We start from the raw sequence: 25,095 nt of genomic DNA on the forward strand, positions 1-25,095 counted from the left end.
TCCCTCGATCCAATTGAGATCGGAGATCGTGACCAATTTCGAGAGCCATGCGTCTTAATCCAGCGAGGACGCGTGCAAGATTACTTCTTGTCGCTGTCTGGAGAGGGCTGTCGTCCATTGAGAACAGGTTCTTGTCGTGAGAGTAGAAAATGTCCTCAAACGAACTGAGTAATCGGCCGCTCGTGGGTGGCTCAAAATTCCAGGTGCGCCAAATCAGGCGAATGGATGCGTTCTCATAGAAATCTTCGCGTTGCACGATGATGGGGATTTGCGTGGTTGCAAGTTGAACCTCCACGACGAGTGGCATGCCATCATAGATCGCGCGCACGTCCGGCCGCCTTCGTCCACTCTCTAGGATGAGATACTCATCGACAACGACGCTTCCTGCGGTCGTGCGCGGGGTGTTCTGACCGAGCGCATGTATGGGTCTATTGGCCGCGTAACAGTAGTGCTGCCGAGTGGCCGCGAACATCGGCCTTGGCCAACATTAGCGCCTGATAGAATTTAAGTGGCACCTGCCTTAATCGTCTATCAGACGGAGCTATGCCGAGGTTTGCTCAGCGTCTCGAACTAGAGCTACTACATCAAACGGTCGACCATGAGTCGCTGGGATTGCCAACTCGATCAGACGCTATCCGAGGAAGCTGCGGCCTGCGCCGATCTTCAGATCGACCTTCTCGATATTGTCCCTCGGCGCGGCAAAGCTAGGATGCGCTGTCATAACACAGCCCCTGCGCTCCAGCACGGCTCGAGTAGGTCGCGGCGCGTTCATGACCAGGATCCGAGAGGAGAGAGCGAACGGATTCCGCTCGATTACCTTGATTGAGTCGATCTGCAACGCGCCGATGGCGACGTATGCTGCTTCCACGCAGGATGGTTCGGCTACGGTTCCTCAGGCAAATCGATCCAAATATCCGCGGGACCTTCCAGGAGCGTATCCTGATCGGGAACGTAGATGCTATCAAAGACCCTGAGGCCATGAGCCATTGCCGCACCGATGATTATGAAAGGGAGCTTGACCTGCTCCAGATCTTCGAAGCTATCAGCGTCTACGATCCGAACGAAATCGAGCTTAAACTGTCGGAATGCGATCAGAGATGCGGCTGATGCTATCAGATCCTTGATGCAGGACGTCCCTTTAGCGATCTCTTTCCTCGAATGGTTCAGTGCCATGAAGAGGCACGAAAGCTCATCAAGCTCAGAGCGGCTAAAGCGTCGTAGCCGCGACGAAATCGGCACTCCGTTCCTATATCTCACCGTCGGCACAAATCGTATTTCGCAATCAAGAAGCAGGTCTGCGACGGCGCGCTTTACCAAGATCGCCTGACCGATATCTTTCAAGCCAAAATAGCTGCGGGTGGGGCGTGCATAGCAGATCCAGCGGATTGAACCGGTAACAGCTTCCTTCAAGTGCTCCTCGGGCCCGTCCAGACGCAGATCATAGTCGTCTTGCGTTAGAAACGTTCGATAGCCCGCCGGAAACATCTCGGAATCGCTGGACGAAAGCACAGCGGTCGCTCCCGCGCGTAGCGCAAGCCCAATGTCGTCGTCCAGATTGAACTCGTAGCTAACACCGGGCTCAAACTGGCTCTTGTTCGGGTAGACCGTGACGATTGCAACATCATTCTCAATTGCCGCCCTTCTGATGAGTTCTGCATGGCCGCGGTGCAGAGCGCCCAAAGTGTGCACCGTGCCAATCGTCTGGCCTGTTCTCGCGACCTCCCGGAGAAAGGCCCTGCCTGCTGAAAGGGAATCTAGATGCATGTGTCTTGATCCAGTTCTTCTGAACACAAGGACCGCCTTGTCCCATCGCTCAGACTACGGAAGACCTGGCCTGAGCGCCGCATCGACCGCGCGCGGCCAGCTAACATCGACGAGAGTTTCATGTCTCACCTCACGAAGGGGGGCTCAGTCCCAATCGGCCTAGTCTGTCTGACATTGTATTTCCCAGTCATTTCGGCCTTCTGAAACAATCAGGTTGATCCAGCTCGACCACGTCTTATCAACGACGACAACTCAGCCAGATAGCTTTCCGGTTCGCGCGGCGGACCACCCTTCAGAGCGGCCGGTAGTCCCGGACATCTATCTGCAAAGAACGGCGGCTCGAATGTGGTTACCGTTGCGCCCGAAAAATCGACCTTTACGAAGCTTGCCTGGAAGGGGGATATTCCACTCAGGTTCGCGTCGCGCAAGGACGATTGGTTCATGCGAATGTATGCGACGCGCGCAGCCTCGAGGTTACTGCCAGTCATTCCCGCCGCGAGATACGCCTGCACTAGATTGGATCCTTCGAGATTTGCGCGATCCAATGCCATTGATTGCGGGGGATCACCGGTAAGTATCGACCTGTAGAGGTAAGCCTGAGATAGGTCTGCATCCTCAAGATCGCAGTCGCGCATAAACGCACAGCGGCCACGAAAGCCCGTAAACTTAGCGGCTCGCATGGTGCTTTCTGTTATCGAAATGCTTTCGCCTGATGCCCGGGACAGGTCCGCTCCATCGAGCTGGCAGGAACGAATAGATGCACCGTTCAACACGGCGCCGACGAGGTTCGCGCCGGACAAGTTTACGGACAGGAGCCGTGCATCGGTCAATTCTGCCTGTTCAAGCTCGGTCCTGGAAAGATTTGACAGGTGCAGATCAGCAAATGGGGCGCTTAGTGCTCTCGCCGTAATCCGGCCGCTCACCTTTGAGAGTCTCAGATACGGAAGATGAGCGCCTTCCAGGACAAGGCCGTCGACCGACGTGGGACGCACGATCGATAAACAGTCACCCTTTGACTGAAAGAACGAGCACGCCGCCAGATACGTCTTCGTGATCGTGACTTGGCTCAATTTGGCAAAGCGAAAAGAAGCGGAAGAAAGGAAGCACTCGTTAATAGTCGAGCCTTGCAGTTCCGCCCCATCGAATACAGCGTAACTCGCGTCGCATTGATAGGCGAAAAGTCCACTGAGCATCGCGTTATCAAAACGCGTTCTTTTCATGCTGCAGCCGTGAAACAGACTGCCGGTCGCATCAACTACATTGCGCAGACTGGCATCATCGAAGTTGCAGACTTGTGCTGCAATCGCGTGCATATACGCACAATCGAGCTTGGCGCCACGGAAGCTTGCTCTCTCTAGCCCAGGACAGATAAGGTTCGCCCCTGAAAGGTCTGCCCGATCTAACGTTGCTCCGTAGAGTTGCGCGCGATTGAGGGTGCAGCGCCGCAACGGGAAATCGGATAGGTCGAGACCGCTCAAGTTCTCGGAGGATAGCTGCAGGCCAATCCCCGTTCTTCTGATAGCCTCCTCAGTTCGTCTGCCAACGGCCGCCACTGCGCGCGGCCGATCAGAAGCTCGGCTCCAGTGTCGAACAAATTCTCCATCGCATGAAACGTTATTTATCGGCCCGGCCCAGTTTTCTGATTCCTCATTTGCGCTGCACTCGATGTTAGCGTCGATCGTTTGCGACATGTCGACGATTCCATATTGCCCGGATTGCGAGTGGGCTTCTCGTTGTTAGCTCTTGTCACTCGGCAAGTGCGGGTAGGCTTAAGCGATTGTCCCCCTGTCGTCTGCCAAACCGCGACTCGATGGGTCGATGACGCAGCAATTGCAGTGCGGGCCTTCGCAGCCGCGGTGGTGCGCGCGTCGACAGAATGTACCATGGCCCCTCCACCACTGCATGTTGCGATGATTCAGCGGCCCGCCACGTCAACAACGCAAGCTCAACGACTATGCCGATATGCCCAAAGATGCGATTTGGCTTGATACGGCTCTCCCCCGGCAAATGCATCCGCCAACGGAATGCGCGAAGTTCACGTTCTTGCTTCTTTCTCAAAATGAAGCCACGGCTTGCGGCCGAAAGTGATCGCTTATGTAGCGCCGTACTCGGCACCACCTGAGCAATGACCGTGCCAGCCGATCAGCTGTAACAAGGGCCTGAATAAATGCGATGAAATCGAGATCGTCGGATCGACGCCAAGTGTTTTGAACCCGACAAAAGCCGTTTCTTGTCGGGGATCGCACCAGGTTCGCAGGGATATCGTAAAAACCAAGTTCCGAGCTCGCTCGCGAGACGGCGATGGCCGAGAAGGGGCACATAGTCAAGGAATTCGGCACGTTCCAACCGTAGAGGCGCGAACAGGGAGTGTACAAGCTCGACTGGCCCGCTCCGCGCGCCGGCCGCCCCACCGCGAACCACACACTGTGCCAGCGGAGCGATGAACGAGCGCGCGATCGTAACCAACCGGCGCGCAAAATGGTAATACCTCCGCGATCGAAGATCAGCTATTTATGATCCAGAAAGTCGAATTCGGCAGCATTCACGCGATGCCTCTCTCGAGAATCGTTGACGAACGACTTATCTCAGGATCGCGCACAAGACGGGGCATGGCGGCGATAAGGCTCCTAGTATATTCAGATAGTGGATTGAGAAATATCTCTTCAGTATCGCCACAGTCGACAATTCTCCCCTGGCGCATCACGATGACGCGATCGCTAATATGACGAACAACGCCGAGATCATGGGAGATGAAGAGATAACTCATGCCGAGGTGAGCTTTCAGATCGCCGAGCAAGTCCAGGACCTGGGCCTGGATCGAGACGTCTAGCGCCGAAACCGGCTCATCGCAGACGATCACGGCAGGATTTGGTGCAATCGCGCGGGCGATCGCGACGCGCTGGCGCTGACCGCCCGAGAGCTCGATCGGTCGCCGGTCGAGGAGGCTCTGGGATAATCCGACTAGATCGAGCAGCTCGATGATGCGCTCCTGACGCTTGCTCGATGTCTCGACGTTGCTCGAAAGGCTATCGGATAAAATGCGGCCGACCGTCCAACGTGGATCAAACGAGCCAAGAGGATCCTGGTAAATGATCGATATCGAACGTCGGCGAGCCCGCCTTTCGCGTTCGTTAAGCTTGGTCCAAGCCTTCCCTTCAAACTGAACGCCCCCCTCGTCGGGTTCCTCGAGGGCCAAGACCATGCGCGCCATCGTGGACTTTCCTGAACCAGACTCACCCACGATGCCCAATGTCTCGCCGGATCGCAATTCGAAGGAGACACCGTCGACGGCCGCCCGCAAAGCTCCATCCGGGCCGCTGAATCGCTTCACGAGGCTTGTGGCTTCGAGCACGATGGGACGAGATCTCGGCAGCAATTGCACGGGTGGGTGCGTTTTTCCGCCAACGGTCGATGGTGGAAGGCGTGAGCCGCGCGGCCGGCCTGATGGCACGGCATCTAGCAGCTGACGAGTATAGGAATGTCGTGGATCTCCAAATATCTGAGCGGCGGTACCGCGTTCGACGACCTCGCCTTGACGCATAACCAGGACCTCATCCGCCACGCGGGAGACCACCGCCAGATCATGACTGATCAGGATCAGAGCTTTACCCCGGGTTTTGGTTTCCTCGAGCAGTGCCAGCACCTGAGCTTGCGCTGTCACGTCGAGAGCGGTGGTCGGCTCATCGGCGATAAGGACGCGTGGCTCGAGCGCAAGTGCTGCAGCGATGAGAGCCCGTTGGCGCTGACCGCCGGACAACTGGTGCGGCAGTTGCTGAGCCTTGATCTCGGGCTCAGGGATGCCGACGAGCTTGAGGAGAGCAATCACGCGCTGTGCGAGCTCCAGGCGTGATGATACGGCACCATGCAGGCGTAAGCCCTCGCCAATCTCTTTGCCGATCCGGCGGAGCGGGTCCAACGAGACGAGTGCATCCTGTAGTACGAAGCCAATCCCGCTGCCGCGAATGCGCCGCCAGCCACGATCGTTAAGGCCGATCAGGTCCGTCCCATCGAAGCTCAGTTGGCGTGCATGGACCCTGGCGTGGCGACCGGCAAGGCCTATGAGAGCCCGCGCGGTCACACTCTTTCCTGAGCCGGACTCACCGACGATCGCAAGGCACCGCCCCGGTTGTAAGGAGAAGGACACATTGCGCACGACCGCTTTCGTGGCGATGTCACGCCCGAAAGAGACACGCAGCGAATCGACCGTGAGGAGGTCTGCCTGCTGCGAGACGGGCCTGGGAGGAGCCTGTAACATTCAAGTTTTTCCTTCCAGACGGTCCTGCAGGTGGCCTCCGACAATGGTGAGGCTAAGGGCAAAGATCGTCACGGCTAGTCCGGGTATGACCTCCAGCCACCAGGAATAGATCACATAGTTGCGCCCGGCATTGAGCAGCGCGCCCCATTCAGGGGCCGGGGGAGCAACGCCAAGACCTAGAAAGGCTAGCCCCGACGCCCAGATAATCGCCTGACCGACGCCGATTGTCATCATAGCTGTCAGGGGGTTCATCGTGTTCGGAAGAATATGCCTCCAGGCGATACGGGGAAACGGATGTCCGAGCGCCTTGGCTGCCTCCACGTACCCGGTCCCCTTGATAGAAAGCATCTGGCCCCTGATCATGCGCGCATAGCCTGGAGCCGTGGCGATTCCGACGGCTATGACCTCAGTCAGCACCGACGGCCCAAAGACGGTGACGAACACCAGGGCTAGCAAGAGCGTTGGAATTGCGAAGAGCACGTCGAAAATCCGGGTGAGGATGCTGTCGACCACGCCACCGGAAAGTGCGGCGGCGACCCCGAGAATGAGTGCAACGGATATGCTCAGCGCGGTCGCACCAAGTCCGATGGCAAGCGATTGGCCAGCCCCCTCCAGCACACGGGAGTAGAGATCCCGGCCCAATTGATCTGTACCCAACCAATGGACGATCGAAGGCGACTGCAATGACGAGCTCAAATCGATAGCGAGCGGGTCGTGCGTCTGCAGCACCTTTGGCGCGATGGCCGCGAGGACAAAGAAGCCAATGATGGCAAGCGAGGCAGCAACACGGAATGGAACATGGCGGATGAATTCCAAGACTTCTCTGAGCAGCTGAGACACCGTGACTTCCGCGAACCTGCTCATGTCAGCTTCATCCTCGGATCGAGCATCCGGTAAGCCAGATCGACAATCACACTAAGAAGGACGAATAGGCCCGCCGAGATCAAGACAGCTCCCGAGACAATCGGGACGTCCCGCGAGGACGTTGCTGCGACGAGAACTCCACCCAGGCCTTGGCGGGCGAAAACGACCTCTATCAAGATCGCCCCCGAAAGAAGCTTGCCAAGAGCCCAACCTGACAACGTAATGCCGGGCAATGCGGCATGACGCAGGACATGGTGAAGTCTGACGCCGAAATCACTCATACCTCGAGCTCGCGCGGACGTAACGAAGGGCTGCTCAAGCACGCGCGTGAACTCGTTCAGAACGACTTGTCCGAAAAAGCCCGACAGTTCGAGAGCCAGCGCAAGGGTTGGGAGAACGAGTCCCATGGCTGAACTTTCCCCTACAACGGGAAATATCCGCAAGTTCACCGCAAAGACGACGAGCAGAATTGTAGCTAGCCAGTAAGGCGGCACGGTTGCCAGGAAGATTTGCGCGCCGCTGAGCAGCTTCGACCATATGTTGTTTCTGCCGGCGATCAACAGGGTGGTCCAGATGGCAATAGCCCATGCCGTCAGCAGCGCGGCGATCGCCAGAACAATAGTCGGACCAATCTGCTCTGCGATGATCCCTGCGACGGGCCGATGCTGCTGGTATGATTCACCAAGATCTCCGTGCAGGATTCGCCATATGTACTTCGCGTATTGAACCACGAGCGGTTGATCAAAGCCATATTGCGCATTGACAGCTGCGAGTTCTGCCGGAGGGGCCGGCCCGACGTTACCATTCCGTATATTGATGATGATCTGCGCGCGATCGCCTGGCAGAGAACACTGAATTAGGAACGCAAACGTTGCTGCAGCCCACACGACAGCCACGCCGGAGAGTATGCGGCGCGCGAACCAAACAAGCCGATTGTGGGCTACGAGCTTCACGGCCTCATTTCCTTTCATCAAAATGAGCGTCGTAGAAGACGGGCTCGCCCACCGACCCGCGGTCCAGCCATACGTCTTTCAGATTAGGGCTGGTGGCCAAAGTCACGTCCAGCACCGTGAAGCCAACCACCGGAGCCTCATCCACGATCTTCCGTTCCGCCTGCTGATAAAGACCGGTACGCTCAGCGCCGCTGAAATCCTGCTCCGCCCTTTGGATCACCTCCCAAAGCGCCGGATCCTGGAAGCGCGACGGATTGAATCGATTGGGTTCACCATTCTGGTCCGGCTTCCATGAAATTCGGAAGATCTCGGCGCCGGGTGCAACCCAATAGAGCAGCACGATTTCATAATCGTCGGGGCCAAGGTTTCTTCCGGCGAAGAAATCAGCGGGATTAGTGGGTTGAAGACGTACGTCAAAACCAGCCGCCCTTGCCTGCTGCTGGATTACTTGCAAGGCTTGCTCGCCATCGGGCTTCAGAAAAGCGTTCGAATAGGAAATGCGCACCGTCAGTGAATTGCCGTGCTTGACACGGATGCCGTTACGGTCGCGCTCAGTCCAACCCGCCCGATCAAGCAGCTGATTGGCTTTGCGAATATCGTACGCATACGCCCGCCCGAGCTCGTGCAGGTATTCCGGCGAGCTTTGACTTAGCGCACCGTTGCCTTCAAATGGCAAAGAGCCAAGAAAGGATGTGTCAACCGCGGCCTTTCGATCAGTAGAATAAGCGAAAGCCTTGCGGACGAGCACGTCGTCAAAAGGAGGCCTGGCCGCATACAACGCAAGGCGTAGAGGAGTGCCGCCAGTAACATGCCGCAATACTCCAAAGCGGGAATTAGCGTCTTTCCATGCAATGGCCGGGATATCGTATATGGCATCGGTCTCGCCCGTGATCAGTGAGCCGTATCGGACAGTCTGATCTGGCAGAAACTTCCAGCTTATTCCGTCAACGTAAGCCGGGCCCTGGTGTTTCGCGGTGGCCGGCGCCGAATTGTAGTCAGGATTGCGGCGGAAGGTGACTTCCCGCCCATGGCGCCACTTGTCGACGATGAAAGGACCCGAGCCGATCGGATTCTCGCAATTCACCGCAAGTCCACGTTTGAGCGCGGATGGCGACAGAATGCCTTGTGAGGATTGGGCGAACACATTGAGCAAGGGCTGGAACGGCGTTTTCAAGGTTACCTGCAGCCTCTGAGGAGCGATTGCCTTTGCCGATTCGAAGCTGTCGCTAAGATAGGGAGCGGCAGTGGGATTACGAAGATCGGGGTCATTGCTGAGCCACCCGTTGATATTGTCAGCGATGGCCTGCGCATCGAGGGCAGTCCCGTCCGTGAACTTCACATTCGGCTTTATCTCGAATGTGTACACTTTTTTGTCGTCGGAGATGGTCCAGGACTCGGCCAACCATGGCGCAATCTTGCCGTCGTCGCTGCGAGCAACCAGATTGTCGCTGTACTGGCGTTGCAGGTACCATTGCTGCACCCACCCGCCGAACAGGCAGGCAGGCTCTTGAAAATGCCCATAACGGATAACGCCTCCCCGCTTCACGGCTCCCCCCTCTTGAGCATGAACGCTGGGTGCCCATTGAGACAGGCCTGAGAGCACGGCAAGGGCGGCCGCCATCTTTCTTGCTAGATGGTTCGACTGGCCAGTGAAGCGCCTCGTGGGTCGCGCAGTCGGTAAAAGCATATCCAGGCTCCGGAACACTAGCGTTAAGGAAATGTCACAGCGGTGAGCCAGCCGTGGCTCTTGCCGGCTCGAAAGGAATCGAAATCCCGAAATGCTCCCGCAGTGTCTGCCCCCGATATTCTCTGCGAAACAGTCCGCGCTTCTGCAGGATGGGCACCACATTGTCGACAAAGGCCGGAGTGCCATCCGTCAGCACGTCCGGAATGATATTGAAACCATCGACCGCGCCAGCGCGGAACCATGCCTCAATCGAATCCGCGATCTGCTCGGGTGCGCCCACGATCAGGCGATGCCCAAACGCTTGAACGGCACTGATGATCTCGCGAACCGTCCGGCCTTGACGTGCGAGAACTTCAATCGTGCGATGATGGCCGACAGAAAACGGAACCTTATCTGCATCGGGCAAAATCTCCTGCGGGATGGTCCTTTCGAGGCTGAGCTTCTCGACTGCCGCGCCCATGCTTCGTGCAAGGGCGGCCACGGCGCGCTCTAGATCGAGCAACTCGTCCAGCTGCTCTTTGCGACGAGCTGCCTCTTCCTCGGTTCCCCCGATGCAGGTGACCAGGCCTGGCAGGATGAGCGGAGCCGCGGGGCGTCCGAATTGCCGAGAGAGCGCGCGCAGACGCGCGGCCTCCTGCAGCGCCGTTGCCAAGTCTCCGGCTGCCGCAAACACGACATCTGCACTGCGGGCACCAAGCCGTAATCCGGGCTCCGAACCGCCTGCTTGAACGATGACGGGATGACCTTGCGACGAAGCGGGATGCGTAAGTGGGCCTCGGATACCGAAGCTATTCGTAGCCGGGTCGAGTAGCCGAAATTGACTCTGATCTGCGTAAACTCCCGCAGCCTGATCGGCGATGATCATCTTGTCGCCCCAGCTCAGCCAGAGAGCACGGACGGCTTCAACGAAGTCCTCGGCGCGTCTGTACCGGTCCGCTCGTGCGATCTCATGACCGCCAAAGTTCGCAGCCGTCGCCGAGTTCGAGGTCGTGACGGCGTTCCACGCGACGCGGCCGCCGCTGATGACATCGAGAGATTGAAAACGCCGGGCGAGATTGTATGGCTCATTGTAGGTTGTCGACGCGGTCGCGATCAGCCCAATCCGCTCCGTTTCGCGGGCAATTACAGAGAGAACCAGCGTAGGCTCGAGCCCGTTCAGCGGCGGCTGGTGCGCAATGTCGGAATTTATCGCGGGCGTGTCGGCGAGGAATACGGCATCCAGCAGACCGTGCTCCGCAAGCTTCGCAGCCCGGACGTAGTGCTCGATATCAAAAAAGGCGCCTGGATCTGTGCCCGGCCAGCGCCACGCGGCGGAGTGCCCACCAGCGCCATGAAGATTCAAACCCAGGTGAAGCATGGAGTTGACCGAAAACATCACACCTCCGAATGCGACGGCCTCTGAGCCGCTCGCAGGGTCTTGTAAACAGGCCGATCTCCTCCTGCGATGTCGGCGGCCACGCCGTTTCGCGCAGGGCCGCCCTGAATGCCCCCGAGCAACCTATTTGAGAGCGCTGATAATAGGCCGCCGATTGATGCCAGGCGGGTATCACCGAAGAGGCCTTGGCTAGGCCTTGCGATGTTCTCCGAGCCGGCGCGCCCCAGAAGACCTGCGACCACGATAGTTGCCAAATGACGCCGAACTATGTGCAGCTCTTTTGCACCCCCGATTTGCTTCCACACGAGTGCACTCACATCGGCTCTCCATTATTCATCAAAAAGCTCGCTTCGTTCTCAGGAAGGTGCCGTCGACGCGCCCATTCGCGATCGTAACGCTTGGACCGACCGAGCGAGCTCAAGCTAGACGATCTCTAGATGTCCAGAGCAGCCAAACGCAATAGTTGAGTATTTCAATCTAACATCCTCGGTTGGCATCCTCTTCTATTCGATGTCTATCTTCCATCGCTGAACCAGACTGCTCTCTGGTCAAATTCACCGAAAACGTCGATGCATGATTACAGCGACTTCAAGCGGCAACCGCCGGCTTGCAGCTAATAGATCGATGCGTTCGACGACACATAAGACATTTGGCGCGACAGTTTTGATCGACCGCTTTCTGCCGCGTTTCAACGTTAAGGTCAGCCAGGTGAAGCCGAGTCAATCATTCAATAATACGATGAAACATTCCAAATTCTCGATGCATCGGTGACACAATCCTGGCAGCTGAGATTGCTACTTGGTCACGCGCGCCCTCAAGGCCGCATTCCTTGGCGGGCCGGATCAGCGGCCTCAGGAATCAGCCTCAATCTCACTTGGCCGACGCGGTGCTGAACCGGCGCAAATGCCGGTGGTGAGGTCGAAAGAAATTATGCAACACAGAGGCGTGCAATTCAGCATGAAGCGTCGGCAGGCAAATGGCGCTACAGTTTTGAGATGGGCGGCAAGACGACCAGCGGCAAAGCCCGAACGAGATTGCAGTTTCTTGTTGTCCGTCGGGCCAAGGATCGCACTAATCGTGTGCGGAAAGTCAGGGTTGATATTGCCGTGGATGCTTCTGCCGGCTGCGCGAGCTCAATCTCTGCCGTCTTGGGATCAGGATGCTAGTTGAGCCGCATATCGAACTTGATGCGCGCGCGCCGCACCGGGCCAATTCACGATTGGACATCGCCATTAGACAACGAGCGGTACCTCTCCCTTTTTTCGGCTCGGCTTCTGGCCGGGCGTCCACCCGTATCGCAGCATCCCCGCCGGCATGGTGGGACGAGGGGTACATGCAAATCGTTTGCTTGGCGGACAAGCGGCCCTGTCCGCGACAGGACCGACGCCTTGCTGACGCTCAACAGGATAATGGAGCGGACCTCCGGAGTCCCCGACGACAAGACGGCGAGCAGGCGCAGGGCGTCGTCGCGAACCTAATGGCGGCTGTAGAGGCGTTCTGAAGCTGGCCGGCCGCGACCAGTTTACCCAGTTCATCTTGATGGACGGCTCGAAGATGGATGCACGCCTCGCCACGAATTCCCGGCCGCAGGGATCCCCAATCCCGGTAGCTTCGTTGGCTTCGGGCTTCGATTAGGTATTTGCGAGGAAGGGCCGCGGCGGCTGCTTGATTGTCCTGAACGATAGGGACTCGCGAATTGCGTAGGACAATCTCACGAACTCGCCGGGGTAACTGCCCGCCAAGGTATCGTTGCCTGGATCACCATCATGCTTTAATCCTTGGTGATGGCATCGGAGAAAATGGCCGAGCCCGCACACTGATGACCGGGTTCAGGCCCAGCGGGTCGGATATTATCTACTTCGTGTGAACGTAGAGAACGCGTTGCTTATCGGTGATCTGTCGATTTCCTGGAGCCAGCGGTCGAAGTTATTCAACTCTACCTTGTGGCTCACGTACGCGTTGCGGCTGATTTTTCAGCACGCTTACAACGTAAGATCTGCCATAATACAGGAACAAATCTTCCACCCTCGAAGACTCGAACAATGGCTCCGCGAAGCGATTGCTCGCGAGTACGATTCGGTCTGTGCCTGATCAGCCGATTCTGATGTCGTCATTTGGCGTGGGAGGGCGAGGAGGCTGCGCTGCAGCGAGATCCCAGAGCATATAGGTCGCAGCTTCGCCGTAGCATGCTAACTTTGCGCGCAATTCCGCATCGGTCGTGACGGACCGAAAGCCGAACCGTTCCCATAGCGGCCGCGTGGCATAGACCGAGACCAGCGCTAGAACTGCCCCCGACGAGCGTGCGAGTTGCTCGAGAGTCCGGATATAGGCGGCCGCTACACCACCGCGGGCGAAGGGCAACACGGCCACGTCGTGCACGTAGAGGCAGTCCGCATCGTCGGGCAAGCTTGCTAGGAAGCAATCGAGCGGCGGGATCTGATGCTGCTTCCAGGGGTGGGCAAGGCCGTAGCCGACTATCCCTTCGTCCCCGACGAGCACGCGGCAGCCGTCGGGACAAAGCCGCATCTTCTCCGCAAACACGTCAGGCCGCTCAAAAAGATCGGGATGGATGCGCTCTGCGATCGCGATAATCGCAGTAATGTCGGTCGTGCTGGCCGGACGCCAATGCGGCTTGCTCACGTCTATCCTCATTCACTCTCATTCGTCCAATCGATTCGCTCGCTACGCTTGCTCAGAATGCCGAGCTCGAAGTGCTGCAGGAGAGCGAAGATTGGCTACCCATATGAGCACGAGTTTATTGCGTTGGCCAAACATGATCCTAACGCGGCGATCAACATGTGCTAGGCATGGATCATCAATCCGGTGGCGGGCGTTCGCTTCTTGAAGGAGTTTTTGATGGCGGTTCCGTCCGAGAAGATCTTCACCTTCGGCGGCGACTATGTCGCTGTCGAGCCAATTTATGGCCATGCGCTTAAGCGGTGGGCAACGCTTGTCTCGATGAAGCGTTCGATTTTTCTAAGGAAGCCCTGGTGTTGCGCCGTGCCTTCTTGTCGGGTTTGGGTCGGCTCGGAAGAACCTGTCTGCCGCGCTCTTCTCACCCGGATCGCGGCTATCGTCCTGGGCGACAAAATTCTCGACAGTCTATTGCCCGGTCATGCCGCAAAGGAATTCTTCCAAGACCCGTCAGCTTATCGACAGCTAAGCCTCATAACGTCATATGCCTATCCACGTTGACCGGTCCCGCTGATTTCTCCTCGATCTGGCGATGGATAATGGAATGGATCTTTAAACAATATCAAGCAAGCCAACGCCCCGGATTCCGTACGGACGTCCTGTGCCCGGCTGCAACTGCTCGGCGCGTGGATCAGGTGGCGTGTTCGGCGGTCGCAACCGGGGCCTTGATCGCCTGCATATCGTTCGTCCGTTATCGTCCATCCGCGGTGACAAGTATCGGCTCGAAAAGCGCCGATCCGGCGCATCTCCGCGATTTGGCGTAAGAGGCAGTTAATGGACACGGGGCGGGCCCAGCGCACCACCATTGCTCCCGAAGCTTCCGAGCGAGCCCATCGGCAAGGTTGCCTGTGCGGTCTCACCCGGGCCGCAACGGAGTGGGTCGGAGCGTTGACCAGAGCACGGGTCCCCACCGCCGATCCAACGAATGTTGAGGGCCCCGCCGCCGGAGAGCCGTCGATGGATCAGCTCCTGGAGGGCTGGGCTGCCGAAGAGGGGCAGGGCGAACACGAAGACGGGCAAGAGGCAGTCAGACGAACAAGAGCTTTACGGGATGCGGCAGCCAACATGGATGTGCCGCAGTGGCTGGAGCTTTCATCGCTGTCCTTGACCAGTTTATCCGCCGCGCTGCCGGCCGGGCTCCAGCGCCTGACTGTCAACGAGAATCAGCTGAGCAGCTTGCCGGCTCCCCTTCCCGCCGAACTCCTGCGACTCTCCGCCATCAGCAACCGGCTAACTAGCCTACCCACTGCCCTTCCGATCGGGCTCCAACGTCTAAACGTCGACCACAATCAGCTGGACAATCTGCCTAATACTCTTCCGGCAACGCTTCGGGAGCTCGACGCCAGCGGTAACCGGCTGACCAGCCTGCCCGACCTTCCGGCCGGGCTTCAGCGCCTGAGCGTCGATGACAATCAGCTGGACAGTCTGCCCGATAACCTTCCGGCAACGCTTCAGGCGCTCAACGTCCGCGGCAACCGGCTGACCAGTTTGCCTGAGACGCTCCCGGCTGGAATCCGCCAGTTCGATGCCGGTCGCAATCGGCTGATCGCGCTGCCCGAAACCCTCCCAAGTGAGCTCAGTTGGCTTAGCATTAGCGGTAACGAGCTGACGAGTTTGCCCAACACCCTCCCGCCTCCGCTTCTGACTCTCTTCGCCGACCACAACGAGCTGAGCAGCTTGCCTGAGACCTTGCTGACGCAGCTCAGCGCTCAATGCACCATTGATCTGGACGAGAATCCGCTGCCCGAGCGGGTGCGGACCAATCTAGCGGCAGCCCTCAATGCTGCGGACTATGTCGGCCCGCGAGTCTTCTTCTCGATGGGTGAAGGAGCGGAGCACGGTCAGGCCCGGCCCCTGGGCGAGGCAGTCGCGAGCTGGCTCGAGGACGAGCCGGCAATTGTAGCCGCCTGGCAGGGTTTCGCCGATGAGCCGGGTGCCCAGCAATACTCACGCTTCCTCGACAGGCTGCGGGATACCGTGAGCTATGGCAATGACGCATTCCGGGAGACGGTGGCGGAGGATCTGCGGCAAACGGCGACCAGGCCGCAATTGCGCGAGCAGTACCTTCAGCTAGCCATCGGAGCGAGTGCCAGCTGCGAGGATCGGATCACTTTGACCTGGAACGACATGCAGACCGCACGCCTGAACGCTGATGTGGAGGACGGGGCCTATGACGAGCGGCTCGACAAGCTCCTGCAGCAGGGCCGCGTCATGTTTCGCCTGGACGCGTTGGAGCAGATTGCGCGCGACAAGGTCAGCTCGCTTCGCTTCGTCGACGAAATCGAGGTCTATCTCGCCTATCAGGTCAAGCTGCGCGATGTGCTGCAGCTGCAGCACATCGCTCCGAACATGCGCTTTTTCGCTGTCTCCCACGTCACCGAGCACGACATTGCCGCAGCCGAGACGTCGGTGCGAAACCAGGAGGCGACGGGATTCGCCGACTATCTGGCGACGCGCTGGCAACCCTGGGAGACGGTGGTGAGCCGCATCGCGCCCCAGGCCTATAAAGCAATGCAGGAGCGGCTCTTCGCTGCGATGGGCGACGAGTTCAACAGCCGCCTGGTGCAACGGCTTGCCGAGCATGGTCTGACCGGCGACGCCGATGCCGAGCGGGTGTTGGGTGCCCAGATCAACAAGGAAATCGCTCGCGAGATCAAGGGCGCGCTGATGCATCAGGTGCTCGCAGACCGTGGCCTTGCGCTGTGAAGCGCGCCCTTCAATTAAGAGGCATTAGGGACTCTTGACGCGGCTCTCATCATTGGTCCCCTGGAACCTCAGTCAACCGTGGCGCGCGCTTGCACCATCGAGCAAGAATCCCTCATCCCGGACCTTCGTCGGCGCTCAATGCCCGATTAAGACTAATATCAGCCCTTGCGGACGAGCTCGTGGCGAGCCCGGTCGGGTTCCTTTCAACAAGAGGTAAGAATGGGCGGCTGCATTTCACGACTGAGCATACGGCGCGAGACTTCTCAGGACGATGGACCGAGCCAGGAAGCTGATTTTGCCGCTCAGCTGGATTCCGTGCAATCGGTCCCGCCTCGATCCATTGACGAACAGGAGCACGCGGCCGGACCCTCTAGCGAGGCCGATCGCGGAACCACGTCGCAACCTATTCGGCCGGCCCGCATTGACGAAAAGCTCCAGCTGCTTGGGCAAACACTTCAGCGCGCCAGCCAGGCGGGACTTTCGTCCGGCCTAGTCGACTACGGTCAGCAAGTCGCTCGCTATCTGTCTGCCGACATCCAGACCGATGAGAAGCTGCTCTCTCTCGATGTCGACAATATTGATCGCTTAGCGGACAGCTACAACGAGCGCTACCCGGACCTTAATCTCAGATATATGGGTTCGCCTGCCGGTTTTCTCGAAGCGTTGACAGACCGATCATCGACTGGTGCCTGGCGTGCCATCGTACGGTTGGCGGATGGCGAGGCGCACCACTTTGCTGCGGATGTTCGAACCCGGGCCGGGGCGGCTCCGACGGTCATCGCGATGGAGCCGGCCGACCTTTACACCTTTATCGCTCCATACTCCCGACTGCGACGGGAAACACTACAACAGCTGGGGACGGAGCCGAAGTGGGCCTTTATCGGGGTTGGTGTGCAGAAATCCGCTAGCGATTGCGTAATGTTCAGCATGCAATCTACACTGGCGGCACGCCAAAATTCATCAACCTTCGATGACTGGCACAACAATCTTCGTCGGCGCGGAACGATTGCCGACGAGCGGGATGTTTCAAGCGACTATATGGCTTCACCCGACGCCATGCTGGAACATGTCGATATAAACTTGTTTCACGGGGAGAAGATGCTCCCGGCGCTGTTTTACAAGCATTCCCACTCGGGCAACGTCATCGAGGAAGCTGCAAGCAACCGGCTTGGTTTCAGAGACGAAGACGTGAGCACCAGCAGTCGCGCCCCAAAATCGGAGTCATTGGCCGAAAGGCGCGACGCCTTTGCTGTCCAGCGCGGGCCTCTAAATTACAGTGCATCTATCGAGACGTCGCGGGCGACCAAGATCCGCAAGGCATTGGACAGCATGCTATCTGACTAGGTGTCTGGGATGCTGGACGTGCAGCCTACAAAGCCGGCGCGAACGATATGGCTAAGGGCGTGACCAGGCCCCAGCACGCGCAACTGATATGCAGCGGCGGTCAGCTTCAGCGTGTCCAGAGCTGGATCGGTAAGGTCGCCATCCTCTCATCTAACGGTAATGGGAAGGGCATCTATCAATCATGATCGGCAACAATGTGCACGTGAAAACGTGGAACAATTTCATGTCTGACGCCGGTACGGCCGGCGCCCGATCGAAAATGAGTTCGTGGTGATCCACGAAGACCGAACGGCCTCTGGATCAGGTGGGCGACTGAGCGCAGTCCGGCGTTCTGGACCTATGTCGTCAGTGGCGCTAGTCCTCCCACCATATAGCGGCGGCCGATCTGAAGACCGCCAGGAACTGCTTCCATCAGGCCTCAAAGCGGTTCTATGGTGATTGAGCATGCGTATCAGAACTTCACGTTGAAGGTGGCATTCAGTCCGTTCTGGGTGATGCCTGAACCGAACTGACCTTGATAGGCGATGCCAAGGGTGCTGTTGCTCGAAAGCTGGAAGTCCAGACCGGATTCCACGAGTGCCACATCCTTGCCAATGGATACGCCTGAAGCTGCAAAAGCGCTGGAACCTGCAGCAAAGCTGGCTATCGCCAGCGGAATAATGTCACCCAGGGCATGACGCCAGCCAACGTCAGCGCGCGCAGTCGTGGCAATGTGGCCAAGTTGAAAACGGGTGGTCGCGTAGACGCCGAGCGTGGAGAGCGTCGTATCCATCGTGTCAGCGCGAACATCAAGCGCCGCCCCGTTCAAACCCCTTTCGTAAAAAGCATCCGTTGCGACGCGAACGTGGGCGAGATTGGCATAGAGTTCGATCAGAGAAGACTTGCGGACATGGACTTTGTAACCCAGTTCTCCAAAGATCTGGGAAGTGCCTGCTCCGTGATCCGAGATCAAGTTGTCGTTGAACCCGGGGAACCGAACGTTGCGGCTCATCTCAAGATCGTGCCATGTATAGGCAATGCCTGAGCGGAGGGCGAGGGCTCCTTCCGGCAGGATCCACTCGGTGCCTGCATAGGTCCCGACCGTGTAATTGTCACTGCGGCCCGACGAAGAAGCAGCGCCAGCCTTGAAAGTGGACCGGCTATAGCCCGCAAGAACACCGAAGCGCCAGTCCTCAAATACCGGCCTATCGATACCGGTCATAAAGCCGCTGATGCTGGATCTCGTGCTTGCAGCATTGCCATCCCCTGACTGGGCCGTCCATCCGCCAAAGGCAGAAGCCCACGCGGCATAACCCTGCAGGTCATAGGATGGCGGATCAGAAGACGCCGCGGCGATGGCAGGGACGGAATCGCCATCTGACCTTTTTTGCTCAGGATAAAAACCGATCGACGCCATCGCTGATGATGGCGCCCCGCCAAACGCCTGTTCCAGGCGGTCGTAGACGGCCGATCGCGCATAGAAGCTGTCATTGATACGTCTGCCCTGTTCGGACGCATAGATGGAGGGCGAGAGCTGTCGCAGCGCAGATGTCACCGCCGCGCCGTCAGGCGAGGAGAAATCGAGTGCCGCGACGAGCGGGTGCAGCCCCGACGCAGCGTTGCCGGCGACTTGATCGAGCGTCGCGCCTACCTCGCGGCTGTTGGCATTGGCCCCATATCGCGAGTAAGCATCGGATGGGCGGGAAAGCTTCAACGAATAGGTGTTGCCGCCCTCGGCTGTAGCACTCGCCAGCAAGGTTGGTGATTGCAGCGATGTCGTCACGTTCGGAAAGGAGCCCGAGAGATTTGTTGCATTCAGCCACTGATTGGAGGAGAAGCTGAAGCCGCTGCCATACCAGCCGCGCTGCGGGGTGATCGTGAGCGTGCCGTCGAGCGTCGCATTGCCGTTCACCACCAGACGACTGAACGCACCGCTATCATTCACCGCGACCTGCAAGTGACCGGTCGAGGTCTGCAGATAGTCGCCATTCACCGTTATGCTGCTGTCAAGGCGACCGATAAGCGGCGCGACAGTACCGCTATTGGTGAAGCGGCCATCGGTATTGAGCAGATAACTGCCATTGCCGGACAAGGTTGCGCCCTGCGCGACAGTTGCGTCATACAGTTCATGATTTCCGGTAAACAGCGTGACGCCGCCCGACAACCGCAGCGACAGGTTGCGTCCAATGATATTCCCTTCATAACGGGTCGCAAAGGTTTGGTCGGGCTCCTGCGTTGAGTGACCGTTCGCATCAGGCGTCATACCGAATGTCAATTTGGTCAGGCGCAGAGCACCGCTCTCGTCAAGCTGGGCGTAGTCAGACAGGATGTCCCCTGACAGCATTGCGCCACGCATGACATTGATCTCGCCGACATAACCGTTGTTCGACATGTACATCGCTGCATGACTGCCAGCCAGGCGTCCGGTCAGATCGAACTTGCTAACGAGGGGACCCTCGATTTCGTTCAGCATCGCCGCCGCGTCATTGCCGATCGTGCGAATATACGATCCACGATATTCATAGTCGTTGCCCATCCCGTTGTTGCCAAAGTCGAAACTTGCTGCGATGCCATGCTCGCCGAGAGCCTGCACGTTTCCACGCTGAGTAAACGTATGATCCTTTCCATAAGCGAACATGACGCCGCGCCCATAGGCGCCGTCGGCGTATACGCGGGTCCCAGGCGGAATTATGATCTGATTGTTTTCGCCGTCGACGCGGATGCCGGCGCCCCCTGCTCCTTGAGAAAGCAGGTCGGCACGCTGGACCACAGTATTGCCGCTGCCATAGACGTGCAGCCCAAGTCCAAGCGTAGCCGTATTGTACGTATTCGGCAGATAGGCCGTGCCGTCAGCGTTACGAGCGAAGAAAGGATTGTCGTTTACCAGATTCTGGCCGTTCCCGTAGGTTGAATAACCGAAGAATTTGCGCCGGTCGATGCTGTAGCCGATATCCTGCAAGGCGGCGATCTCCGCCTCCATCAAAGAGGTGTAGTTACGGTATCCCTGGTGGCTCATCAGGCTGTTCTTAAGTTCGATGTGCGAGGCGAAGGGTACATCGCGGCGTTGACCATGCTCGTCCATCACTCGCACCGGAATACCTGGCATTGCGCCGGCCAGCACCTCACTCACATGCTTGCCAGCGAAATACCCCTGATCGTGACGCAGGTCAAAAACGCCGTCGGCTCGCGGGTTCGCGCAGACCGCGCAATAGATCGTCTGTCCAGGCTTGGCTTGTTTGCCATTGTCGTCGTACAAATGCTCTGTCCAGGCATTTATCTTTTCCGGGAAATAGGTTGATAGCGGCCCAGGGAAATCCGGGAACGGTTCATAGCCGATAGTACTGCCGATTCCGAGATCATGGCCGAGCTCATGAATCATTACCGGTGTAAGACCTATCTTTGGAGTCATCGGCAATTGCGAAGGGATGTATGCTTCGGACGAAAACCCCATCTGGCCGATTGTAACCATGGCATGCGCGCCGTATTGCAGCTCGCCCGGATCTTGACCCGTGAGTGCCGCCTGCACTTTGGTACCGCCACCGGGGGACGTATCGAAATTGGCATATGCGGTGTTGGCGCGAATTCCACCGATGTTGACGAGGGCCGGCGACTGCCCCGGTATGACGTTGATGATCTCGGCCCAATGCCGAATCGCCGCAAGCGAATGATCTACTTCCCACTGCGGCAAATTCCGCAGCGATCGCTGCTGGCTGTCACCTTCTTCCCAATAAGGGCCATCGCTGGTACCGAATATCCGTGCCCGCATGAAGGGCACACCGTTCGAATCGCTGACATCGTAAGTTTCAATGGCCCTACTGGGCGAACCTAGCAACGAATTAACCGCAAGTATGATGGTCGTAACTGTCTTCGTCTTCATACTACACTTTCTATTCGAGGCATTGATTGCAGGCGTGCTTTGCCATCTAACTCGAGCGCGGATGCATGCAGATGGGCGAGCGGAGCGCGGCCATCATTGGTCGGACATCGGCGCGCGCAGTTCGCGCCCCATACCTGACGGCAGCACTTCAATACGAAAGGAAGACTATTTCCCTGGGTCGGCCTTGATGAACCCAAGTCCACTCAATGAGATGTCTTCCCATTGCTGGTGACTTTGATTTCAAATTCCTGGAGCTCAGATTCTGGCACATCACGCTTGCCATATGCGTACCCGCGGAGCCGCTGCTCGCCAAACCGAATATGACCGCCTGATGCCTGCGGCGCCGCGCCGATGTCGATCAATTTCATGGTGCCGTTAACAATGCGAACTCCTGTTGTCTTTTGATCGCGCGAAGGTCCTGCATTCTGCAGCAGACCAATCAGACAAGGCGGCGGTTGCGCGCAACTAACAAGCAGCTGAGCAAAAGTCGGGCCAAATTGCCCGATGCGTCCGCCGGGCGCAACCAGCTGAACGCAGCAACATGCGCGAGCCCTTCGTGCGAAAAACAGGCACTGCCTGTTCGGCGCCCGCCAACGTTGTCGCAAACCCGCCACTGCACTGGAGCGGCCCCCGGCAGTTGGAATGTGCCTCCATTCATCCTTGCTGGCGATTGGCGCGATCAGTTCAAGTTTTGAATGGGATTGCGAGGCACAGGCATTTTTATTGCACTCACCGTCGTGAGCTTCGGTCTCGCATGCGTCAGGCACATACAGAGCACCAAGACGCGGAGCCGGCCACCTCAACTAGACGGCGTAGAGAGAAAGTAGAGTGCAGTGCGCGGCCTCACCGATCGAAATGCTCAGGCCAGCCATCGCGCTTCAGACGGATCGAGGATGGCCGAACAATTGACTCGAAAGAAGCCGGAGGCGATCCTCGTTCCGGCAGAGGAACGCTTGACCGGCCGCGCCATGTTGGGCGCAACCATCGGCAATATTCTCGAATTCTACGACTTTGGGACTTATAGCTTTTTCGCTATCCAGATCGGTCAGGCGTTCTTCCCGGCAAGCGACCCGTTCGCCAGCCTCATGCTGTCGCTCGCAATCTTCGGCGCTGGTTTTGTGACCAGACCGATCGGGGCCATCGTACTCGGCTCGTATTCGGATCGGGCCGGCCGCCGGCCCGCCATGACCGCGAGCTTTGCAATGATGGGCGCGGCGATCCTTGCGTTAGCAGTTACGCCCTCGTACGAGACAATAGGAATTGCCGCTCCGCTACTGGTGATTTTTGCGCGTTTGGTGCAGGGCTTCGCGCTGGGCGGTGAAGTTGGTCCGACGACCGCCTATTTGATGGAAGCGGCCCCGGCCGAACGGCGCGGTCTTGCTGTGTCGTTCCAGCCCGCCAGTCAACAGATTGCTGCGACGGCCGGAGCGCTTGTGGGAGAAATACTCTCCCTTACCATGACAAGCGAGGCGCTCAGTGCTTACGGATGGCGGATCGCGCTTTTGCTCGGCGCCGCTACGCTGCCGTACGGACTCTGGTTGCGGAGCAACCTGCCCGAAACGCTGCACCGCCCCGACACGCCGGCTCCCGGCGGCCAGCCCGTAAGGAGATCGCCAACCGCTCGCCGCATCATAAGTCTGGGATTTGTCATTTTGGCCAGTTGCACGATCATCACCTATGTCACGGGATATATGACCACCTATGCGCTGAACACCTTGCAGGTTTCCGCGCCTCTCGCCTTTGCTGCCACACTCATCAGCAATGCGGTAGGAATTGCCGCCGCACTGCTGGGCGGCTGGCTCGCAGACCGCGCGGGCCGCCGGCACATCATGATTTGGCCGCAGATCGCTGCGTTGCTGATGACCTATCCAGTGTTCTTCTGGATCTCGGAGAGCCGCAGTGCTCTCGCACTTCTCGGAGGCCTCGGCGCGCTCACCCTGATCGGAACGATTCCATATAGCGCCTTCTATGTAAGCATGGCCGAGGGTTTGCCCAAGAACATTCGTGGCGGCGCCTTCGCGACGATCTACGCTTTCGCCATAGCGATCTTCGGAGGTACAGCTCAACCCATCGTCACCTGGCTGATCCACCTGACCGGGAGCGCGCTGGCGCCGGCCTGGTACATGCTTGTCGCGAGCGCGGCCGGGCTCTGTGCCATGCTCATGATTCCCGAGACTGCGCCGCTCAAGATTCGGAACGCTGCGCTCAGGTAAAGTCGGTCATGGCACAGCGCTGGACAAATTTGGTTGCGGGTCTCTTCCGCCTGATGTCGCGTGCTCGCGCCGGTCAGCAAGAATGCAGGTCTCCGCCTTTGACGTGGTCGTTCGCGCGGGCCATCGAGAGCACGGACGGCACAGATAGCCCCGAGAGCACCCGGGATTGCGTCGATTGTCATTGGCTTCATCAGACTGTCGGGCGCTCGCAGCGGTGAACACGACGCGATCGATGGAGTGCCCGGAGCTAAGAAGCGAGGACGTCCGGCCTGTCCGAAGTACCAAAGCCTAGGTTCGAACCGCGATTCTCAGCGCGCTCAAAGATGGTGCTGGAAAGGTAGATTTCGCCGAGGATCTTCGGTTACATGTCTCGACGCCTGCCCTGTGCCTGGTTCATTGATAGGATCGTGTGATCAGAAGTTACGGCCCGCGGCTAGCCACGGCAGCTAGCCAAAACTCGGTTCCTCCTCACCTCCTGATCGCATCGCATGTCCTTCCAAGAGCTTCCAGCAAAAGGAGCTCGAGGGCATTCGCGAGGGCGGCCGCTTTCAGTCCAGACGGGGTAAGGCGAGACGGTAGCAGGGCAATTGACCGGCAACCTAGCCACGCTTCAGGCTGCCGGCAACCTATGGTCGATCCTGGTCGGGGAGATGGTGGGCATCTAAATACCCATCAACCGCTTCCGGGCCTCTTCGTCGCTATGGCTGGTGAGTTCATAGATAGCCCGCGCGGCTTCTGCCGCATCGACCGAGACCGCTACGTGCAATCAAAGTCCTTTGACCATTCTTGTTCATTGGATCGATCGGCAGGACGTTCCAACGCGGCTTGGAATTTCAAGGAATGATGGATGCAACGAACGTCTGGAGACTGCTCGCCCAATCCGAATGCGCAGATTCACATAGTACAATTGACTTGCATGCCGATGGCGAGCCTAATTGATGGGTTGCAAGGCTTATAGAGAGCTAGTGAATTTTGGAACGCCTGCGCAGGCCAGATTTATCGTTCGAATGGGGACCTCTGGCTGGATGGTTTATGATCGAGAACGCAAGGGACCAGCGCTGATAAAGGACAGCCACCTGGCCGAGAAACTGACAAGCTGAACACATAAAAGAGAGCCTGACGAATACTCGGGGCAACGACCAAACTTAGTCTTCGTTGTCCTGGTGCTCGGTTGGCGCCCGCAATCTAGTAAGGGTCAAATCCTTGAGGCTCGATTGGGCAAACGCAGTCCCGGTTCTCGTGATCGCTGCCGGCCTCGCGCTGGTGCTTGTCGGCCTCATCGGCATAGTCCGGCGCCGAGGTCCCGAGCGACGCCACGCAGTGCAAGCAAAAGAAGATGTGTCCGGATCCAGCGAGCCGCCGAAATCCCCGAGCGCCAAAAAGC

At 58.2% G+C, this 25,095-nt stretch carries 14 protein-coding genes and 1 pseudogene; 4 read left to right on the forward strand and 11 right to left on the reverse strand.

The annotated features are described in order from the left end of the window. Window positions 1-166 precede the first annotated feature (166 nt). The 9 genes and pseudogenes from QA635_RS34175 to QA635_RS34215 form a co-directional block, all read right to left on the reverse strand. Window positions 167-472: pseudogene (locus QA635_RS34175) on the reverse strand (DUF6035 family protein); the annotation flags it as partial. Between the two features lie 410 nt (window positions 473-882). Continuing rightward, on the reverse strand, window positions 883-1,764 hold the full coding sequence (locus tag QA635_RS34180) for a pantoate--beta-alanine ligase (protein WP_283064087.1): 882 nt from the start codon (window positions 1,762-1,764) through the stop codon (window positions 883-885). A 209-nt stretch (window positions 1,765-1,973) separates the two neighbouring features. After that, window positions 1,974-3,455: a pentapeptide repeat-containing protein gene (locus QA635_RS34185; protein ID WP_283064088.1), complete on the reverse strand. Its 1,482-nt coding sequence runs from the start codon at window positions 3,453-3,455 to the stop codon at window positions 1,974-1,976. An 851-nt stretch (window positions 3,456-4,306) separates the two neighbouring features. Further along, window positions 4,307-6,019 (reverse strand): dipeptide ABC transporter ATP-binding protein, encoded by a 1,713-nt coding sequence (locus QA635_RS34190; protein WP_283064089.1) that lies wholly within the window; start codon window positions 6,017-6,019, stop codon window positions 4,307-4,309. After that, window positions 6,020-6,883, reverse strand: coding sequence for an ABC transporter permease (locus QA635_RS34195; protein WP_283064090.1), 864 nt, complete (start codon window positions 6,881-6,883; stop codon window positions 6,020-6,022). Next, window positions 6,880-7,836: an ABC transporter permease gene (locus QA635_RS34200; RefSeq protein ID WP_283064091.1), complete on the reverse strand. Its 957-nt coding sequence runs from the start codon at window positions 7,834-7,836 to the stop codon at window positions 6,880-6,882. Before QA635_RS34200 ends, QA635_RS34195 begins: the two co-directional genes overlap by 4 nt. Window positions 7,837-7,840: 4 nt before the next feature. Next, the gene (locus QA635_RS34205; RefSeq protein ID WP_283064092.1) at window positions 7,841-9,457 is read right to left on the reverse strand and encodes an ABC transporter substrate-binding protein; all 1,617 of its coding nucleotides are present in this window, start codon (window positions 9,455-9,457) and stop codon (window positions 7,841-7,843) included. 100 nt (window positions 9,458-9,557) lie between these two features. After that, window positions 9,558-10,898 carry an NtaA/DmoA family FMN-dependent monooxygenase gene (locus QA635_RS34210; RefSeq protein WP_283064093.1) on the reverse strand — a complete coding sequence of 447 codons (1,341 nt, stop codon included), beginning with the start codon at window positions 10,896-10,898 and terminating at the stop codon, window positions 9,558-9,560. Window positions 10,899-12,989: 2,091 nt separating this feature from the next. Further along, window positions 12,990-13,538: a GNAT family N-acetyltransferase gene (locus tag QA635_RS34215; RefSeq protein ID WP_283064094.1), complete on the reverse strand. Its 549-nt coding sequence runs from the start codon at window positions 13,536-13,538 to the stop codon at window positions 12,990-12,992. A 216-nt stretch (window positions 13,539-13,754) separates the two neighbouring features. On the opposite strand from QA635_RS34215, the gene QA635_RS34220 reads away from it, so the two are divergent. The 3 genes from QA635_RS34220 to QA635_RS34230 all read left to right on the forward strand — a co-directional run bounded on the left by QA635_RS34220 (window position 13,755) and on the right by QA635_RS34230 (window position 17,642). Then, complete coding sequence (locus QA635_RS34220) at window positions 13,755-14,093, forward strand: hypothetical protein (RefSeq protein WP_283064095.1); 339 nt, start codon at window positions 13,755-13,757, stop codon at window positions 14,091-14,093. A 456-nt stretch (window positions 14,094-14,549) separates the two neighbouring features. Continuing rightward, a complete protein-coding gene (locus QA635_RS34225) occupies window positions 14,550-16,298 on the forward strand; it encodes an NEL-type E3 ubiquitin ligase domain-containing protein (RefSeq protein ID WP_283064096.1) in 1,749 nt (582 codons plus the stop codon). Between the two features lie 219 nt (window positions 16,299-16,517). Then, window positions 16,518-17,642 carry a YopJ family acetyltransferase gene (locus QA635_RS34230; protein ID WP_283064097.1) on the forward strand — a complete coding sequence of 375 codons (1,125 nt, stop codon included), beginning with the start codon at window positions 16,518-16,520 and terminating at the stop codon, window positions 17,640-17,642. Window positions 17,643-18,093: 451 nt separating this feature from the next. Here the strand turns inward: QA635_RS34230 and QA635_RS34235 are convergent, their stop codons facing one another. Then, the gene (locus tag QA635_RS34235; RefSeq protein ID WP_283064098.1) at window positions 18,094-21,498 is read right to left on the reverse strand and encodes an autotransporter outer membrane beta-barrel domain-containing protein; all 3,405 of its coding nucleotides are present in this window, start codon (window positions 21,496-21,498) and stop codon (window positions 18,094-18,096) included. A 203-nt stretch (window positions 21,499-21,701) separates the two neighbouring features. Then, entirely contained in the window at window positions 21,702-22,265 is a 564-nt protein-coding gene (locus QA635_RS34240) for a hypothetical protein (protein WP_283064099.1), read from the reverse strand. A gap of 126 nt (window positions 22,266-22,391) precedes the next feature. On the opposite strand from QA635_RS34240, the gene QA635_RS34245 reads away from it, so the two are divergent. Further along, window positions 22,392-23,711: an MFS transporter gene (locus QA635_RS34245; protein ID WP_283064101.1), complete on the forward strand. Its 1,320-nt coding sequence runs from the start codon at window positions 22,392-22,394 to the stop codon at window positions 23,709-23,711. The last annotated feature ends 1,384 nt before the right edge of the window (window positions 23,712-25,095 follow it).

This window comes from Bradyrhizobium brasilense (genome assembly GCF_029714345.1).
GTDB lineage: Bacteria > Pseudomonadota > Alphaproteobacteria > Rhizobiales > Xanthobacteraceae > Bradyrhizobium > Bradyrhizobium australafricanum.

What these genes read in the sequence shown, in the direction of transcription:
- QA635_RS34180 (WP_283064087.1), bottom strand. Translation starts at nt 1,764, where the DNA reads ATGCATCTAGATTCCCTTTCAGCAGGCAGGGCCTTTCTCCGGGAGGTC.
- QA635_RS34185 (WP_283064088.1), bottom strand. Translation starts at nt 3,455, where the DNA reads ATGTCGCAAACGATCGACGCTAACATCGAGTGCAGCGCAAATGAGGAA.
- QA635_RS34190 (WP_283064089.1), bottom strand. Translation starts at nt 6,019, where the DNA reads ATGTTACAGGCTCCTCCCAGGCCCGTCTCGCAGCAGGCAGACCTCCTC.
- QA635_RS34195 (WP_283064090.1), bottom strand. Translation starts at nt 6,883, where the DNA reads ATGAGCAGGTTCGCGGAAGTCACGGTGTCTCAGCTGCTCAGAGAAGTC.
- QA635_RS34205 (WP_283064092.1), bottom strand. Translation starts at nt 9,457, where the DNA reads ATGGCGGCCGCCCTTGCCGTGCTCTCAGGCCTGTCTCAATGGGCACCC.
- QA635_RS34210 (WP_283064093.1), bottom strand. Translation starts at nt 10,898, where the DNA reads ATGTTTTCGGTCAACTCCATGCTTCACCTGGGTTTGAATCTTCATGGC.
- QA635_RS34220 (WP_283064095.1), top strand. Translation starts at nt 13,755, where the DNA reads ATGGCGGTTCCGTCCGAGAAGATCTTCACCTTCGGCGGCGACTATGTC.
- QA635_RS34225 (WP_283064096.1), top strand. Translation starts at nt 14,550, where the DNA reads ATGGATCAGCTCCTGGAGGGCTGGGCTGCCGAAGAGGGGCAGGGCGAA.
- QA635_RS34230 (WP_283064097.1), top strand. Translation starts at nt 16,518, where the DNA reads ATGGGCGGCTGCATTTCACGACTGAGCATACGGCGCGAGACTTCTCAG.
- QA635_RS34235 (WP_283064098.1), bottom strand. Translation starts at nt 21,498, where the DNA reads ATGAAGACGAAGACAGTTACGACCATCATACTTGCGGTTAATTCGTTG.
- QA635_RS34245 (WP_283064101.1), top strand. Translation starts at nt 22,392, where the DNA reads ATGGCCGAACAATTGACTCGAAAGAAGCCGGAGGCGATCCTCGTTCCG.